16 protein-coding genes are annotated in these 17857 nt (G+C 33.4%); 1 reads left to right on the forward strand and 15 read right to left on the reverse strand.

Annotated features, from left to right (window positions below; translation table 11 throughout):
* Positions 1 to 2 precede the first annotated feature (2 nt).
* From Q0951_RS04710 to Q0951_RS04740, 7 genes are all read right to left on the reverse strand, one after another.
* A complete protein-coding gene (locus tag Q0951_RS04710; RefSeq protein WP_299334873.1) occupies positions 3 to 1223 on the reverse strand; it encodes a folylpolyglutamate synthase/dihydrofolate synthase family protein in 1221 nt (406 codons plus the stop codon).
* Complete coding sequence (locus Q0951_RS04715) at positions 1224 to 2078, reverse strand: energy transducer TonB (protein WP_299334876.1); 855 nt, start codon at positions 2076 to 2078, stop codon at positions 1224 to 1226. It lies immediately after the preceding gene.
* Between the two features lie 56 nt (positions 2079 to 2134).
* Positions 2135 to 2530 (reverse strand): biopolymer transporter ExbD, encoded by a 396-nt coding sequence (locus Q0951_RS04720; RefSeq protein WP_299334879.1) that lies wholly within the window; start codon positions 2528 to 2530, stop codon positions 2135 to 2137.
* A complete protein-coding gene (locus Q0951_RS04725; protein ID WP_299334881.1) occupies positions 2530 to 3225 on the reverse strand; it encodes a MotA/TolQ/ExbB proton channel family protein in 696 nt (231 codons plus the stop codon). Before Q0951_RS04725 ends, Q0951_RS04720 begins: the two co-directional genes overlap by 1 nt.
* A 67-nt stretch (positions 3226 to 3292) precedes the next feature.
* Positions 3293 to 4687 (reverse strand): sodium:proton antiporter NhaD, encoded by a 1395-nt coding sequence (gene nhaD / locus Q0951_RS04730; protein ID WP_299334883.1) that lies wholly within the window; start codon positions 4685 to 4687, stop codon positions 3293 to 3295.
* A 9-nt stretch (positions 4688 to 4696) separates the two neighbouring features.
* A complete protein-coding gene (locus tag Q0951_RS04735) occupies positions 4697 to 5923 on the reverse strand; it encodes a Glu/Leu/Phe/Val dehydrogenase dimerization domain-containing protein (protein WP_299334885.1) in 1227 nt (408 codons plus the stop codon).
* A gap of 66 nt (positions 5924 to 5989) precedes the next feature.
* Positions 5990 to 7048, reverse strand: coding sequence for an anhydro-N-acetylmuramic acid kinase (locus Q0951_RS04740; RefSeq protein WP_299334888.1), 1059 nt, complete (start codon positions 7046 to 7048; stop codon positions 5990 to 5992).
* A gap of 92 nt (positions 7049 to 7140) precedes the next feature.
* Here Q0951_RS04740 and Q0951_RS04745 point away from each other — a divergent pair, with 92 nt between their 5' ends.
* A complete protein-coding gene (locus tag Q0951_RS04745) occupies positions 7141 to 8283 on the forward strand; it encodes an acyl-CoA dehydrogenase (RefSeq protein WP_299334891.1) in 1143 nt (380 codons plus the stop codon).
* A 49-nt stretch (positions 8284 to 8332) separates the two neighbouring features.
* Here Q0951_RS04745 and Q0951_RS04750 read toward each other — a convergent pair whose 3' ends face one another.
* The 8 genes from Q0951_RS04750 to Q0951_RS04785 form a co-directional block, all read right to left on the reverse strand.
* A complete protein-coding gene (locus Q0951_RS04750; RefSeq protein ID WP_299334893.1) occupies positions 8333 to 10771 on the reverse strand; it encodes a helix-turn-helix domain-containing protein in 2439 nt (812 codons plus the stop codon).
* Positions 10772 to 10902: 131 nt separating this feature from the next.
* Positions 10903 to 11415, reverse strand: coding sequence for a type 4a pilus biogenesis protein PilO (gene pilO, locus Q0951_RS04755; RefSeq protein WP_299334894.1), 513 nt, complete (start codon positions 11413 to 11415; stop codon positions 10903 to 10905).
* Positions 11399 to 12613: a hypothetical protein gene (locus Q0951_RS04760; RefSeq protein WP_299334897.1), complete on the reverse strand. Its 1215-nt coding sequence runs from the start codon at positions 12611 to 12613 to the stop codon at positions 11399 to 11401. The genes pilO and Q0951_RS04760 overlap by 17 nt, the downstream gene beginning before the upstream one ends.
* Entirely contained in the window at positions 12603 to 14765 is a 2163-nt protein-coding gene (locus Q0951_RS04765) for a general secretion pathway protein GspD (protein ID WP_299334898.1), read from the reverse strand. The genes Q0951_RS04760 and Q0951_RS04765 overlap by 11 nt, the downstream gene beginning before the upstream one ends.
* Positions 14766 to 14805: 40 nt before the next feature.
* The gene (locus Q0951_RS04770) at positions 14806 to 16215 is read right to left on the reverse strand and encodes a GspE/PulE family protein (protein WP_299334900.1); all 1410 of its coding nucleotides are present in this window, start codon (positions 16213 to 16215) and stop codon (positions 14806 to 14808) included.
* Between the two features lie 2 nt (positions 16216 to 16217).
* Positions 16218 to 16697 carry a hypothetical protein gene (locus Q0951_RS04775; RefSeq protein ID WP_299334902.1) on the reverse strand — a complete coding sequence of 160 codons (480 nt, stop codon included), beginning with the start codon at positions 16695 to 16697 and terminating at the stop codon, positions 16218 to 16220.
* Complete coding sequence (locus Q0951_RS04780) at positions 16697 to 17110, reverse strand: type II secretion system protein (RefSeq protein WP_299334905.1); 414 nt, start codon at positions 17108 to 17110, stop codon at positions 16697 to 16699. The genes Q0951_RS04775 and Q0951_RS04780 overlap by 1 nt, the downstream gene beginning before the upstream one ends.
* 10 nt (positions 17111 to 17120) lie before the next feature.
* Complete coding sequence (locus Q0951_RS04785) at positions 17121 to 17798, reverse strand: DNA-binding response regulator (protein WP_299334908.1); 678 nt, start codon at positions 17796 to 17798, stop codon at positions 17121 to 17123.
* Positions 17799 to 17857 lie beyond the last annotated feature (59 nt).

Here is a 17857-nt window from a genome sequence, read left to right on the forward strand (position 1 = left end):
ACCTATACGATTTCAGCTACAACAAATGTACTTCCACCAATATAGATTAGATCATCAGGATTGGCCACCTTTTTAGCTGCTTCTAAGGCAGCATTCACACTAACATAAGAACTACCTGTAAATCCTTTTTCAATAAATACAGATCTTAAGGTTTTGGCGTCTAGTCCACGCTGTACGTCAGGTTTACAAAAATAGTAGAGCGCTGTCTTAGGCATTAAGGGTAATATACGATCCAGATCTTTATCTTTAACAACACCAAAAACAATGTGCAGGTTTCTATAATCTTCTTCCTTAATTTGATCAACAATATAACTCAAACCTTCTTTATTGTGAGCTGTATCACATATAATTTTAGGTTGTTTTTGAAGTACCTGCCAACGTCCTTTTAATCCTGTATTGGCAACTACATTTTTAAGTCCGGTTTTAATATGCGCTTCGGAAATTTGAAATGCAAAATCCTTGTCCAGCACTCGCAATGCCTGAATGGCTGTTTTTATATTGTGCTTTTGGTAACTTCCTTTTAGATCGCTCTCGAAAGTGTGTTCTACAAGTTGATCGGCAAAATAAATATCTGAAGTATTTGTTAGAGCGATCTTTTTAAAAATAGACTCCGTTTCATTATGTGTTTCACCAATTACAACAGGGATATTTGGTTTTATAATTCCTGCTTTTTCTTTAGCGATAGCCTCATAAGTATTCCCTAAAAATTGCATGTGGTCAAACCCAATATTAGTAATTACAGAGAGTTCAGGAGTAATAATATTAGTTGAGTCTAATCGGCCTCCCAATCCAACTTCAATAACGGCTATATCTACATTTTGCGTAGCAAAATAATCAAAAGCCATTCCTACAGTCATTTCAAAAAAAGACAGTTTATGTGTCTCAAAAAAAGATAGATTTCGTTTAATAAATCCTATAACAAAGGATTTACTCGCTTCTTTTCCGTTGATTTTGATACGCTCTCTAAAATCTCTTAAATGAGGAGAAGTATACAATCCTACTTTATATCCAGCCTCTTGCAGTATTGAAGCTAGCATATGACTAGTAGATCCTTTACCATTAGTTCCTGCTACATGAAGACTTTTAAACTTTTGGTGTGGATTATTTAGATGTCTGGCAAATTGAATTGAATTTGACAAGTCTTTTTTAAAAGCCGTTTTGCCCTGATTTTGATACATAGGTAACTGCTCAAACATCCAGTTGACTGTATCCTGGTAATTCATTTACTGACTAACATCAAAGTTGATACTAACAAAACCAATTTGACGTGCTGGTGCTTTAGAATCTGCACGCCATTTATGAGATAAGGCAATTTTTTTTGCAGGTCCTAAAAGACAAGGATGCGTATTTGTAGTCCCTCTAATTCCCGGAGTGGCTTCAATAACTTTTCCATTACGATCAACAACGATCTTTACAACAACTAAGCCGTATTCGTTACAATCTTGTTTAAATATTTTTTTGGAAGGTTCTCCTCGTCCTCCTAATCCGAAACCAACACCACCTTTTCCTGGACCGGAACCACCAAAGTAACTTGGCGCATAAGGATTTCCATCTAACTGCCCTTTATCTCCTGGTCCATCACCTGGACCTTCACCACTAGTTTCGGTACCATCAGAATTTTTGACACCTCCAATAAGGGCATCTAGTTTATCTTTTTTGTCCTGCTCTTCTTTTGCCTTTTGAGCTTCTGCAGCTTTTCGTATTTGTTCTTGACGTTCGGCTTCAGCTTTAGCTTTAGCTTCTGCTTCTTGTGCTTTTTTTATAGCTATAGCTTCTGGCGACTCATTGGTTAGCACTTCTTCTGCTTTATCATTAGCCTCAGAAGTTTCCTGAGGTTGCTCAGCTTGTTGTTCTCCTTTTACTATCTCTTCAACTGGTTGCGATTTGATAGGTGTTTTGGGTTGAATATTTCCAGAGCCAACAGGAGAATTTCCAAAATTAACAGCAACGCCATACTCAAATGGAGGATCCATATAAGTGAAACCTCTAACCACAAATAGCAATAGCAAGATAATAACTGCAATGAGCGCAGTGATTTTTGCTGAATTTCGTTCGTGTATGGTTTCAAAATATTTCATTTATTAAACAATATATAATACCTACTTCAAGATTTATGCCAAGAGAAAATCAAGTATTAGTTATTAGGCTTGACCGCTAGAATAACTTTAAACTTATTCCTATTAGCAATGTCCATAACTTTAACAACATTCTCAACTGGAACAGACTTTTCTGCTCTTAGAACTACGGTAGGTTGGTCTTGGCTTGACAAAGCAGATATTAATTCGCTTTCCAATACACTTTCACCAACTCGCTTCTGATCTATATAATAGGTAAGATCTTTCTTGATAGTTACCGCAACTGACCTTTTATTTTCTGTTTTTCCGCTGGCTTTTGGTAACAAAATATCAATAGCATTGGTTGTAACCAAAGTTGAGGCTAACATAAAAAAGATCAATAACAAGAATACAATATCTGTCATTGATGACATATTAAATTCTGGTGTAACTTTATTTCTTCCTCTTAAATTCATTAAATAGGTTCGTTTAAGTGATCTAAAAACTCTAACGAATTTGCTTCCATTTGATAAACAACCTTATCTGTTTTAACTACCAAATGATTGTAAGCCATATAAGCTACGATACCTACAATAAGTCCTGCAACTGTTGTAGTCATGGCTGTGTATAATCCATCAGACAGTTGCTTGATATCTATCTGACCTCCAGAATTGGCAATTTCAAAAATAGATAAGATCATACCTATTACTGTTCCTAAGAACCCAATCATTGGTGCAACTCCCGATATTGTTGCCAAAATACTCACATTTTTTTCAAGACTGTATATTTCTAATCGTCCAGCATTTTCAATGGCTGTATTAATATCTTCCAATGGTTTACCAATACGACTGATTCCTTTATTGATAAGTCTGGATACTGGAGAATTATCTTGAGCACATAACATTTGTGCGGAGTCAATTTTACCATTGCTTACATGATCTTTGATTTGATTCATGAAATTAGAATCTACTTTAGACGCAGCTTTAATAGCAAAGAGGCGTTCAAAATAAATATAGATAGCAGCAATAAGAAGTATGAACAACAACGCTATAATAATTTGTCCTGCTGTTCCTCCACTACTAATAAGTTCAATTATGGATAGTGATTTTTCAGTTGATTCAGCATCAGTAATAACTTCTGCTCCATCTTGAATATTACCTTGTAATATCATGTTATAGGGATTGAAAATTAATTTTAACTATTCTAATAACGATAGTTTTCTTTATAAAGTATATGTCTTAAAACAATGTTCTTGTAAACAAAAATACAAGGGCTCCAGCAAGAAAACCTACAAGAGCTAACCAAGAGATCTTTTTTAGATACCAGAAAAAGTCAATTTTCTCCATACCCATTGCTACAACACCAGCAGCTGAACCAATAATTAACATACTTCCTCCTGTTCCTGCAGAATAAGCAATAAAATGCCATAATTGATCATCTATGGCTTCAGAAAACATTCCTAAACTTGCGGCTACCAGAGGTACATTATCAATAACTGCAGAGCCAACACCTAATAATAGAACCACAAGGTCTGAAACTCTGGTGCCAGCCATTTCACTGCCTAACATTGGCATTGATTCTTGTAGACTTCCTGCAAATCCAAATAAGATTCCAAGTGACTCAAGAGCGGCTACAGCCATTAATATTCCGAGGAAAAACAAAATACTTGGCAATTCAATTTTTGATAACGAATGATGAACTGGACTATGGCTAGCATGTTCCTGATGTCCATCATCACCAATTTGAGAAATCGCAAATTTAGAATTACTGTAAATTTCTGCAAACACTGCAACTACTCCTAAAGCTAGCATCATACCTACATAAGGTGGCAAGTGTGTAACGGTTTTAAAAATTGGAACTGATACAATACCACCTAATCCTAAATACAGCATTGTTGCACTAAATCTATTCTTCACCTTATTCTCATCATCTTCTACTTTATCCATCTTACCTTGAAAAGGAGGCATAAAAGACGCAATAAATGTTGGAACCAACATACATATCAATGATGGAACAAATAAATATGCAAATAAATGTCCAGTGGTTACTTTTTTACCAATCCATAACATCGTAGTGGTTACATCTCCAATAGGAGACCAAGCTCCACCTGCATTGGCTGCAATGATAATCAAACCTGCATACCAAATACGGACACTTCTATCTTTAACTATCTTTTGTAAGATTGAAATCAATACAATAGTAGCTGTTAAATTATCGATGATTGCAGATAATATAAAGGCCAAAATGGCAAAAATCCATAATATTTTCTTCTTACTATTGGTTTTTATAAAACTCTTAATTGTTGAAAATCCGTCAAAATAATCTATGATCTCAACAATAGTCATCGCTCCAAGTAAGAATACTAAGATCTCAGCTGTTTTACCTAGATGATGCAATAAGGTTTCTTCCATGATATGCATCTTGCTCTCTTCTCCCAGAGTAGAAAACCCATCAACTAAACCGTGATTAGCCGAATCAAACCACTGTGGAAAAGAATCAATACCCAAAGCAATTAGAGCCCAACTAATGGCCATCATAATCAAAGCTGGTATTAATTTATCAATCTTAATACTATGTTCTACAGTTATAGCTAGATAGCCTAATACAAATACTAAAATAATTATGGTTTCCATATTGATTTATTATATAAGTTGAGTAAGAGCGATTTCGAAAGCGGTCTCACTAATTCCTGTTTTTGTGTGATTTTTATCGTAAACTTTTTGTAAAGCCTTTCTAATGGTTTTTGAGGTATCATTGAAAATAGCTTCATCGGTCATTTGTACTTTTCGCTCCATAAAATAAGCAAATACTCTAGCCATTCCACAGTTTGATATGAAATCAGGAATGAGGCTTACTTTATTATCTGTGTGCTCCATAATACTTCCGAAGAAAATCTCCTTATCAGCAAAAGGGACATTAGCACCACAGGAAATAACTTCCAATCCTGTATCAATCATTTGATCAATTTGACTTTGAGTAATAAGTCGAGATGCAGCACATGGCGCAAAAATTTCAGTTTTAAGCGACCATATTTTTTCGTTCATTTCTGAAAAAGGGATCAAATGTTCACCTTCCAGATGGTTTCCTGTTTTATCAAGAAACATATCCGTAATTTCGTCCAAACTAAATCCGTCTTCATTAATCAATCCACCAACGATATCTATAATACCCACAATCTTAGCACCCATTTGCGCTAAATAAAATGCGGCTGCAGCTCCAACATTACCAAATCCTTGTACTATGGCTTTTTTTCCAGCAATAGAATCGCCATGGATATCATAAAAGTGTTTGGCAGCTTCTGCAACACCAAAACCGGTAATCATATCGGCTACAGTATATTTTCTTGATACACTTGGAGAATACTTAGGGTTTTCGATAACTTTAATCACGCCATGACGTAATTGTCCGATACGATTGATCTTATCGGCTTGGGTTGGTTTAAAGTGACCTTCAAAAACACCTTCTTGAGGATGCCAAACACCACTCTCCTCAGTGATAGGAATTACTTCGTGGATTTCATCCACATTCAAATCGCCTCCTGTTCCATAATAGCTTTTCAGCAATGGAGAGACTGCTTTATACCAACGCTCTAAAACGCCTTTTTTTCTTGGATCTTTAGGATCGAAATTGATTCCAGATTTTGCACCTCCAATGGCAGGACCAGATACAGTAAACTTCACTTCCATGGTCTTAGCCAGAGATAGAACTTCATTCATATCTAGACCTTTACGCATTCTTGTTCCACCTCCTGCAGCTCCACCTCTAAGAGAGTTTATTACTGTCCAGCCTTCGGCATCAGTTTCTGGATCTTTCCAGTTAAAAATAATTTCGGGTTCTTTTTCTTCGTACTTCTGAAGTAAATCTTTCATGTAGTTAGTTATTCTGTAACAAATATAAAAAACTAAAAATCGCTAGATATTAATTTTACAATAATTTTATGGATAATACACGTAACCTGATGAATGATCTTTGGATGCACCTGTCACACTAGATAAACAATTAATGTCGCCTCGTAATTTAAGCACTCCAAGTAAACCAAAAATGAGGGCTTCTTTAAATTCAATAAGGTCTTTTGAAGGTACAATAAGCTTAAACGCTTTTTGGTTTTGAATTCTATCTAATAGGTAATTATTGTAAGTTCCTCCTCCAGTGAATAACACCTCACTATTTGACCTTACACTTGCAGCAATTTGAATAGCGATATGTTCAACAAACGTTCTAAGAATATCAGCTTCTGAACCTCGCGAAGTGTCTAATATTGGAACTATTTGGTCTTCAACCCACTCTAAGCCTAAAGATTTAGGAGATGTCTCTTTGTAGTAATCCAGAGCATTTAGAGCATTTAAAATGTCATGATCAATACCTCCTGATTTTGCAATAGTTCCACCTTTATCATAGTCAAACCCTAAGGCATTGGCATATCGGTTCATAACTATATTTACCGGACAAATATCATAGGCAATTCTTTGGTTATCTATTTCCGAAGAGATATTAGCAAAACCACCAAGATTGATGCAATAATCATAGTCTGAAAACAATAATCGGTCACCAATTGGCACTAACGGAGCTCCTTGTCCGCCAAGTTCAACATCTTGTACCCGAAAATCACAAATAAGGGTTTGTTGGATAAACTCAGCTAATATTGGATGATTACCTATTTGATATGTATAGCCATTGTCTGGCTGATGTAAGGCTGTATGCCCATGTGAACATACAGCATCAAGATCTTCTATTTTATGGTCTTTTATGAACTTTTGAATCACATCACCTAAGTATTCAGTGTAGCTTATATTTATATGGTCAATGACATTTCTAGGTTCATTAACTAGGTTTTTTAATCTGATCAACCACTTTTCTGAATATGGTATGGTTTCGGCTTTATGAATTTTGAAGGTCCAATATTGATGAAACTCAAAAGTGATATGCGCCAAGTCGATTCCATCTAAAGATGTTCCAGACATCACACCTATAACGTTGTACTTAGATTTTATCATATTCAGTAAAAATAGCAATCCTTATTGAAAATATACTAATAAAGAGTTATCTTTGCACTCACTTTTTATCAATTCAATAATTTAAACACACTATGGATTTAAGTTTAACAGAAGAACATATCATGATTCGCGACGCTGCTCGTGATTTTGCACAAACCGAATTACTTCCTGGAGTCATAGAAAGGGATGAAAAACAACAATTTCCACAAGAATTAGTCAAAAAAATGGCTGATTTAGGATTTATGGGAATTATGGTAGACCCAAAATATGGTGGAAGCGGTATGGATGCAATCTCCTATGTCTTAATCATGGAAGAACTTTCTAAAATTGATGCTTCTGCGTCTGTTATGGTATCGGTAAACAACTCTTTAGTATGTTATGGTCTTGAAGCTTATGGAACTGAAGAGCAAAAACAAAAATACTTAACAAAGTTAGCCACTGGTGAATTTATAGGTGCTTTTTGTTTGAGTGAACCAGAAGCAGGAAGTGATGCAACATCTCAAGCTACTACAGCTATAGACAAAGGTGATCATTATATTCTTAACGGAACAAAAAACTGGATAACAAATGGTGGTCGTAGTGATGTATATTTAGTTATTGCCCAAACAGATAGAGACAAAGGTCATAGAGGCATCAATGCTTTTATTGTAGAAAAAGGCATGGAAGGTTTCGATATAGGACCTAAAGAAGATAAATTAGGAATTAGAGGTAGTGACACGCATACTTTACAGTTTAATGATGTTAAAGTACCGAAAGAAAATAGAATTGGTGAAGACGGATTTGGATTTAAATTTGCAATGAAAACCCTATCTGGTGGACGTATTGGTATTGCTGCTCAGGCATTAGGTATTGCAGCAGGAGCATACGAATTAGCACTTAAATACTCAAAAGAGCGTAAAGCTTTTGGTACTGAAATATGTAACCACCAAGCCATTGCTTTTAAATTAGCCGATATGTATACTGAAATAGAAGCTGCAAGACTACTAGTGATGAAAGCTGCATGGGAAAAAGATCAAGGTAAAAACCATGATATGTCTAGTGCAATGGCCAAATTATATGCTTCTAAAGTTGCTATGGAACAAACGGTAGAAGCTGTTCAAATTCATGGTGGAAATGGGTTTGTAAAAGAATATCACGTGGAGCGATTAATGCGAGATGCAAAAATTACGCAGATTTATGAAGGGACTTCTGAAATTCAGAAAATTGTAATTTCAAGAGGTGTCATCAAAGGATAATCTCAAAATACCATCAAAAAAGGCTTCAAAAGAAATTTTGAAGCCTTTTTTAGTTAGATGATAATTCATTGAGAACTAATCTCAGCTCTCCGTAAGTGTATTTTTCGTCAATTTGATGCTTTAATTCTGAAAGGTTATCAAAAGTATATTTTGGAATCAACACTTTCAATTCTTTATAATGTGCTTCTGAAATTAGATCTGTGATCGTAACCTCTCCAGAAGGGATAAAACTGGCTAAATGACCAATTATTGTATTAATGTTTAGCGCTCTTTCATTTGCAATCTCTTCTATAGATTTACCCAATTTAAATAATGCCAGAGATTCTTTTTTTGTGTCTCCCTTTTTTCGTTTAGGCTTAGGATGTTCAAACATCTCGGTATCTAATGATGTTTCAATACCATTCTCTTCACAATAATCTCTGATCACTTGAAGTATTTCAGCACCATATTTTTCAACACGAACTTTTCCCATTCCATTAACAGCCTTAAGTTCAGCTTTATTTGTTGGTAATGTTTCACACATTTCATACAATGCCTTTTGCGTAAAAATTTGATAATGTATAAGGTCTTCCCGAAGTGCGATTGCATTTCTTAATTCTCGAAGCAACTCAAATAACTCAACATTAGTTGTGCCATCAATTACTGCTTTTCTAGGTGTCTTTGGTTTCTCTTTTCCTAAGAAAACAGATTGAGCTCTAAGTTTTATAAACGCTTCAACCTTGAAGCTTTCAGATAAACTAGAAAAATACAACATCTTGGTTATAATTAATTCCTCTAATTGATCTAGTGATTTATTAATATCTTTCTCTATAGCTTTATTATCAGTGGTAAAACTGATGCTTTTAAAAGGATCAAACAGTTTAGGTTTAACCTCTCCAACAAAATAAGTAATGGCCTTTTTAAAACGCTCCTGTATGGCTGCGCTATTCTGAGGCTCTTCATTGCTCTGCGCTATTTTAGAGAGTTGAATTTTAAAGGCGTTACTCACTTTCAATAGATTAGTAACGGAATCTTTAATACCAATTAAAGGCGCTTCCATATGACCTTCGATACTACCTTTGTTCTTGTAGTATATATCTAAAATTCGCCTCACTGGACTTAAAAACTCAAAAAAATTGAATATTTCGCTAATAAGTTGCAGCTGAAAATCAATTTTAGATTGTAATAAAGTATGATTATCAGGCTGGTTCTCTTCTGCATTTTTAGTAAATGATAGTACATTATTATCATTTATAATCTGACTGGAATTGATTTTACTACTAAGAACTAAACCGTCCAAAGACTTACACCTACTAAGTGCCACATAAGTTTGACCATGAGCAAAAGCACTTTCGGCATCAATAATAGCTTTTTCAAAGGTGAGACCTTGACTCTTGTGAATGGTAATAGACCATGCTAATCGCAAAGGTATTTGCGTATACGCTCCAATTTTATTCTCTTTTATTTCGTTGGTTTCCGGATTGATTTTATAGTCAATATTTTCCCATGTTTCTGGTGTAACATTAATATTAAAATCATCATCAGGACATTTAACAACCACCTCGTCTTCGTCTAATAAAATAACTTTCCCGATTTTACCATTGAAGTATCGTTTTTCTTCCGTAGTATCATTTTTTACAAACATGACTTGAGCACCTTCCTTTAAGACTAACTCTTCTTTATTCGGAAAAGAGAATTCAGGAAATTTACCATCAATTACAGCTTTATAAACTTTTGCTTTAGCGTCTATTTTTTCCAGCTCAGATCTGTTTACACGATCAGCTTTACTGTTGTGAGTAGTTAATGTTATATAACCTTCATTTTCCTTTGGAGTAAAGTGAGGCTGATATCGTTTGTTCAATATATCTTCTGAAGATTTTGATAATGTGTTAGTTCTAATCTCATTTAAAATATTAATAAATTCAGGGTTATCTTGTCTGTAAATATGTCGTAACTCAACAGTAATAGGTTTGCATTGTTGGTATGCTTGACTACTAAAGAAATACACATTTTTGTAATACGGACTTAATAAATGCCATTCATTTTCTTTAATTACAGGAGATAACTGTTGTAAATCTCCTATCATTAATAATTGAACACCTCCAAATATTAAATTTCTATGTCTAAAACGTCTCAATGTTCTATCAATACCATCTAAGATATCAGCTCTAACCATACTGATTTCATCAATAACCAAAAGGTCTAATGATTTAATAATATTGATTTTAGTCTTACTGAATTTTCTTGAAAAACCAGAATTTGTAGCCTCTCTTTCATCTGGCAAGATGGGACCAAAAGGTAATTGAAAAAACGAATGAATTGTTACTCCTTTAGCGTTAATAGCTGCTACACCTGTAGGTGCTACTACAACCATACGCTTCATTGAGTTCATTTTCAGCTTATGAAGAAAGGTCGTCTTACCAGTACCAGCTTTACCTGTTAAAAACACATTTCTGTTTGTGTTGTTTACAAAATTCCAAGCTAATTCTAATTCAGTATTTAACTCCATTAATAATTTTAATTCTAATAGCTGAAGATATAAAAAGAAGTTTTATAAATGTACTGTAACCTAATAAAAAATGCCTTATTGATCTTCAATATTAAAAGGCAAAATAAACGTCAACGGGTAGACACCTTTTGCTAACCAAAGCTTCGTAATAAAACATTGACTTGCAAATAGCTTTTTCCTGTTTTATAGTTCTTATACTTCTTGAAGTTAAGATTAATAAATTCACCAAATTTGGTTTGTTGCTCTAATTTATGAATTAAGGAAATCATATCATTATAATGACCTTCAAGACTAAATTGATAGGTATTAACTATTAAATCATTTTTAGCAACTTTGTGTGGTTCAATAAACTCTACTACTTTTAAATTATTTGATATGGCAAATGTATTTATGGTATTGAGCATACTGTTCTGTATAGAACTTTCACCCAATTGATATCTGGTCAATAATGAATCGTGATAGATCTTTCTTTGTTTTAATGATGAGAGCTTTGAAGGCATGTTTTCTAGAAGATCGACGTCTTGACCAAGCCTCTTGTATTCGCGCTTTAATTCAAGTGTATTAACAATAGCATACCTGTAAGCAATAGCAGCCAGTAACACCAAGGCAATAATCAATAATACGTTTTTAGTCCTCTGAGTCATCTTTCATATGAATTTTAATTGTGAAACTCGAAGATGATTTAGCAATGTCTTCGAAATTTAATATATCAACCGAAGTGATCCAGCTAATTGCCTCTAACTGAGAAATCCATCGAGAAAACCAAACACTTTCATTAATTTGTCCTGAGATCAAAATGGTGTTTTTTTGGTGTTCTATATCATTGCCTTCCTTAATTTTTTTAAGTAATGGTTGATAGTTTAACTCTTTTAAAATTACAGTCTCTGGAAGTCGGTTTATAATATCATTTATATAAAATGAGCTTTTAGACGAACTGTTTTTTAGAATATCTGTAACAATCTTTTCATTTTTTTGAATCTCTTCATTGAGTTCCATCATTTTAGTCTTTGAAAGCTCTAAGACTTGACTAGTTTGTCTCAAAGAATTCACAGCATTGTAATAATGATTAAAAAACAAAGCGTTAATGAGTAAAACAATAAATAAGCTACCCAATCCTATCTTAAGAAACTGACTAGCAAATCGTTTTTGTTTAAACCTAATGTTTAATTCCTTTTTTGTGTTTGTAAAACCAGATTGAATAGTGTCATAGTTAAGTATCGTGTGTAAAGCAGCACCACAACTCAATATGTACTTACTTTCGATATCAAGACCATTAATATTGAACATCAATTCTGTTCTGTTCTCTCTTGATGTAATATTAGAAATCAATTTATTGTCAATAGAAAGACTCGCATTAGAAGTGTGCACAACTTCAGCATCTATAAAAGAACAAACATTAGAGCCTATAAGATTTCCTAAAGTAAAATTAATAACAGGGATATGTTTTGCTGCATATGATTCTAATATTTCATCTACATAAGATTTTCTACAGATAGATACAAAGTGATTTTCGCCCTGACTTATGGATTCATAATAAAATTCGTCAACAGTAATGTTTGGAAACGCCAAATGAACTAACTTCGATAGATTATTAGATGTGCTCGCTACTTTTTTTGTTAAAACTGAATTAGTATTTATAACCAAAATTATAGGTTTGCTTTTAGGAAGTTGAGCTTTTAAATCATCAAGCGTATTTGACTCCAAGCAAGTACCAAGTTCCAACTGATTTTGCTTTTTGATAAGCGCAATTCCATAAAACTTGTATGCGTTATCTAATTGTGTTTGCTCAACACCATAAAAACGATTTCCAAATTGTAAATATGAAGCTAGATTAGTTTTCATTAGCAAATACTGTTGGTTTTATAAATACAGTTAATTTTGATTTTCTGCCCTCTCTTACACGCTTACTAAACAACCATTTAATTATAGGAATACGTGCCAAAAACGGTACACCAGAACCTGAGTTATTAGAGAAGTTTTCTTCCAAACCTCCTAATACAGCTATGTCTTGATCTTTCATTCTCACCACCGAAGAAAAACTTCTAGAGCTAATGTCTGGCGGAGCATCTTCTGCTATTCGCTGTCCAAAACTAGATTGTATAACATTAATATCTAATAATACTTGTTTATCTCCAGTTACATAAGGTTTAATCTCTAAACCAAGTTTTGCATCAATTGGAAAATAGTTTCTAATTTCAGAAGTTTGAGGATTGTCAGTACCAATAATATTTCTCTGCACAATAGCGTAATATGAGGTCTGACCATTAGAAAATGATGCTCTGTGTCCATTTAAAGTCGCTATTTTAGGTGTAGATTTAATCTTTAGATCACCATTAGTCTCCATAGCCTTTACAGTGGCAAAAAAGTTTGGAACTACTCTACCAAAATTAAAAACTGAGGTATTACTAAACCCACTAATAATTTGATTGATCGTTTTAGCTCCAACGTTAATATCTGTAGTTGGAAACAATCCTCCCGATGTTGTTGTTGGTTCATTCCCTATTCCCCAACTCACTCCAGTTTCTAAGGTATTAGACACTTGTGCTTCAACAATCATAACTTCAATAAGAATAACAGGAATGGTCTTATCGATATTTTTAATGAATTTTTTAAAGAATTCAATTTTAGCACCTGTTCCTGTAACATATATGCTATTGAGTTCAAAGTCTATTTTACATTCTAGTCCTTCTTTTACCTCTTCAGGAATTAAATCCAGTATACTACCATTATTTTCATTTGTAACTCGATCTGTAGAAATATTTGAATAGCTCCTATTTTGAGGTCTTGGAACTACATTTGTATTTGGATTATTGAATCCGTTATTTAACTGATTTCTAAACCCTTGTTCTGCAGCTTGATAATTTCCTCTTATGTCGTTACTACCACTCATCATCTGCGGATCGGCCATCATATTTACAGAACGATGTCTCAGCTTAACAATCTCAACTTTTCTGACACTGAGTTGTTTTTCGGTTCCAAAAAAATAGATATCATCTTCTATCTTAAATGTAAAATTATCAGATGCTGTGAAGTTTGAAGACGCATTTCTATTTTGCTGCTGAAGATTCCCTGTATTTGTTGATACTGCTGTTTGTGGTTCAAATAACTTAATAAGCAAATTATCAAAACTAATAGACTTTGCTTTGAAAGTAGTATTTCCGGCACCATCTAATGGCGATGCCATAAAGGTATCGATATCCAGAGCTTCTGCGGCTGTTTGAATGATATCCTTAATTGGTGCATTCTTAAAATTAACCTCTAGAAGCTGACGTGTAGAGTCTATCACCTTAAAGTTTAAATTAGGACCTATACGCATACTTAACTTGTTATTTTGCATCTCTTGGTTTGAGATTCCAAATTTGTCAAACACATAAAAACCATCCTTTGTTTTTGTTAGTGTTAGATTATTGGTCAGTGCTAATTTATCCATGGCAGCATCGAAATCTGAAGACTTGATATAAGCTGTCAAATCCATAGTTTCCATACCAGGTGCATAGAGTAAGTTTTTAGCGCTAACATCCATGATCTCTTTAAAAACCTCATACAATTTATTTTTTTTGACATCAATTGATAATGTTTCATCTAGAGGGTCATATGTAATTTTTTTAGGATAAATCTCTTCTTTAGCCTCTTCCAAAAAAGGTTTTATAGAAAGTATGTTTTTGGTAAACTCAATAGTAAGATTATACTCTTTGCATAAAAAGAGTAGCATATCTGAAATAATAACATTTGAAAAATTATTCTTGATATTTATGTTATTCAATTCGGGAGCAACATTGATATTAATTTTATGCACATTCGAAACAGCCAGTAAAAAATTTGGAAGTGTCACATCATTTAAAGAAATACTGGCATCCAGTTTTTGTGTTAAACCAATATTATTAGTAGACAATTGCTCTAATTGTAGATCAATAGTCGATAATCTTTGGTCGTTTTGAGAGTGACCAATACCAACTATAAAAATTAAGACTATTATTTTAAATACTAATTTCATTCTGTTCATTTTTATTATTTCTAGAACAATAGATTTTCCATTATTCAATTAAAAGTGAATATACCTCAGCCACAGAGGTTGTGCCGTTACGAATAAGATTTATTGCATTTGTTTTAAGGCTATTTATACCTTCAGCATGCATGTAATCATCTATCTCAAGACGATTATTTCTTATGTGTTCTATTAATGCTTTTTTTATTGGTATGATCTCATATATTGCCTTTCTTCCATTATAACCTGTATAGTAGCATTCATCGCAACCTACTGCTACAAACTGTGTTTTTAAATTTTGAGGAATTTCAAATTGATCTGGAAAATCTGACTGTTGAATCAATTTTTCAGTTTTACAGTTTGAACATAGTTGTCTAACTAGCCGTTGAGCGACACTAACATTTAAAGTATTGGCTATTAAAAAAGTAGGAATGTCCATATCAATTAGCCGTGAGATAGTTGCCCATGCAGAGTTTGTGTGAATTGTAGATAGCACCAAATGACCAGTAAGAGCAGCTCTAATTGCCATATTAGCAGTTTTGGCATCTCTAATTTCTCCAACCATAATAACATCCGGATCTTGTCTCAAGAACGTTCGGAGTGTACTTGAAAAATCTAAACCAATATTTTCTTTCAATTGAACTTGATTTACACCTTCTAATGTATACTCAATAGGATCTTCAATAGTTAATATATTAGTTCTTTCATCATTTAACAGCTTTAAAGTCGCATATAATGTTGTGGTCTTTCCCGAACCTGTCGGCCCAGAAATCAATACAATTCCATTTGGTTTTTTTATGGCTTCTTTATAAGTGTTCAATTCTGAATTTGTGAATCCTAAATCTTCCAATTGAATGTGGTCTGCGTCTTTACTTAAAATACGAAGTACCATTTTTTCACCATGCAACGTAGGTAATGATGAGACTCTAATGTCAAAATCTTCAGCATCAGAATGTATGGTAATACGACCATCTTGTGGTAAACGTTTTTCTGAAATATCTAAACCTCCTTTAATTTTTAGCTTGTTTATGATTACTGGATATTGATCAGATTCGATAATGAAATACTCTTTCAATTTACCATCTAGCCTCAAGCGAACTCTACACCGTTCTTCATAGATTTCAAAATGAATATCACTACTCCCAATATGCTTAGCAGTTGCCAACAACTTTTCTAAAAAATCAGAAGAATAATTAAAATGTTCAGCATGTGTTTGATCCCTTTTCCTGAAATTTGATGCTAAGTATTGCTTGATATTAGATTCTGTTTCAGACAATAAAATGATCTCTTTTCCAAATACAATTTGTAATTCTTGTTTCAGAGTAGGGCTAACATTGTATGTTTTAAAGGTCCAAACATCACCTTGCACACCAACAGGTATGATATTATAGTGATAAGCTTGTTCACTACTAATAAGTTGCTTTAAATGAATTGGTATTTTAAAATCTTCTTTTACCATGATTATAAAACGTATAAAGATGATGTGAGTCCAATCCAATCTGACACATAGATAATGGCAAAAAACAAACTCATATATCCAGCTAGTGGAACAGATTGACACTTAGAATAGTGTTTCAATACGAGATGCATCAATAAAGAGAATAACAATGAAAACACAAATACAATTAAAAATGATATGGTTGAAAAAGAGAAGATCAAGGCTAAAAACAATAAGACATCACCTAAACCGAATACCTCTTGAAAATTCGACTTCAACTTCAGTTTTGAATACAAAAAAACAATCAAAAGCAATGTAGAGATGAATATGAAATTCATTCCTATGGACACATAAAACAATTCAGGTAACGTGCTGTTATAGAATAAAATAGCACTACAAAATCCAAAGAACGGAAACAAGAACCAATACACCTGACGCTCCCTAAAATCCTGATAAAAGATCAAGCTGAAACTACTTATTAATATGATTTTTAAAATTACCATTAGTCTTTTACAATTTGTTTTGGAATACCATTTTCATTGATCTCCCATACGTTAAAAATTCCATCACCATCAAAGTCTGTAATGGCAGTAGCTCTTGCTATAAAATTTGTATTATCGGCTTGTATCACCTCATAAACATAGTTAGCACTTCCGTTGTCTTTAACCGTCTTTGGTGCTTCAAAATCTATATCGTCCAGATCATGAGCATATTTAGAATACAGGTAGCGATGTGTTGTTTGGTTATTATAGATATACTTAAGCTGCATTTGCGCCTCTATACTCTTAGCTTTGACGACTAAGGGCATTAAATTGGGTAACGCTATAAGCATAAAAACACCAATAATGAGCAATACAATTAACACCTCCTGTAAGCTAAAGGCTTTCATTTTCAGTTTCTTTTTATTCCATTTCATAATGTGTAGTTTATATAAAGCCATGTTGTTCTGCTTTTAAAATCAAACTTCTATCAGATTCATTTTCTACTGAAAAAAGCGCCTTTAAGTTTCGTTTTCTGAGTTCAATTGCACTTTTAGACAATGGAATAACATTAGGCAAGTACTTCATCGTTGTTCCTAACGAAAGGTGATATAGTAATTGACGATCTATCTTATCTAAGCTGAAATCGTTGGCTATATGTATCCGAATTAATTTTAAAATAGCTCTACTATAGTAAGGAGCGTGATGCAATACTGAAGACAACGCTTTTATTAATTCGTCGAAATCAATATCACTTCGTATGAGCAGACCATCTGGATTTAAGGATTTTAAAATATTATGGATCTTATAATTATTGTTGCATGAGGTGAGCACAATAACTTTTGCATTTGGAAAATTGGCCTTAAGACCAGCTCCTATATCTTCACAACAATCTAATACCTCATCATTATACATATTAATATTAGTATCTAATACAATCAGATCGAATGGAGTGGTATTAAAAGCTTCATTAATTTCCTTTAACGCAGTGTCATAATCTGTTACAGACTTAATGTTACAATAACTTATATCGAAGGATTGACTGATCTCATGCAATGCTCTTGTTACAATCCTAATAATCAAAGGCTCGTCTTCTGCAATAAGGACATTTAAGGTATTACTCATAGTTAACGTGTTATGTGATTTTAAAAAGTGGTTATCAAATTAACTAGTGCTAAAGTAGA

Source organism: uncultured Psychroserpens sp. (assembly GCF_947501425.1).
Taxonomy (GTDB): domain Bacteria; phylum Bacteroidota; class Bacteroidia; order Flavobacteriales; family Flavobacteriaceae; genus Psychroserpens.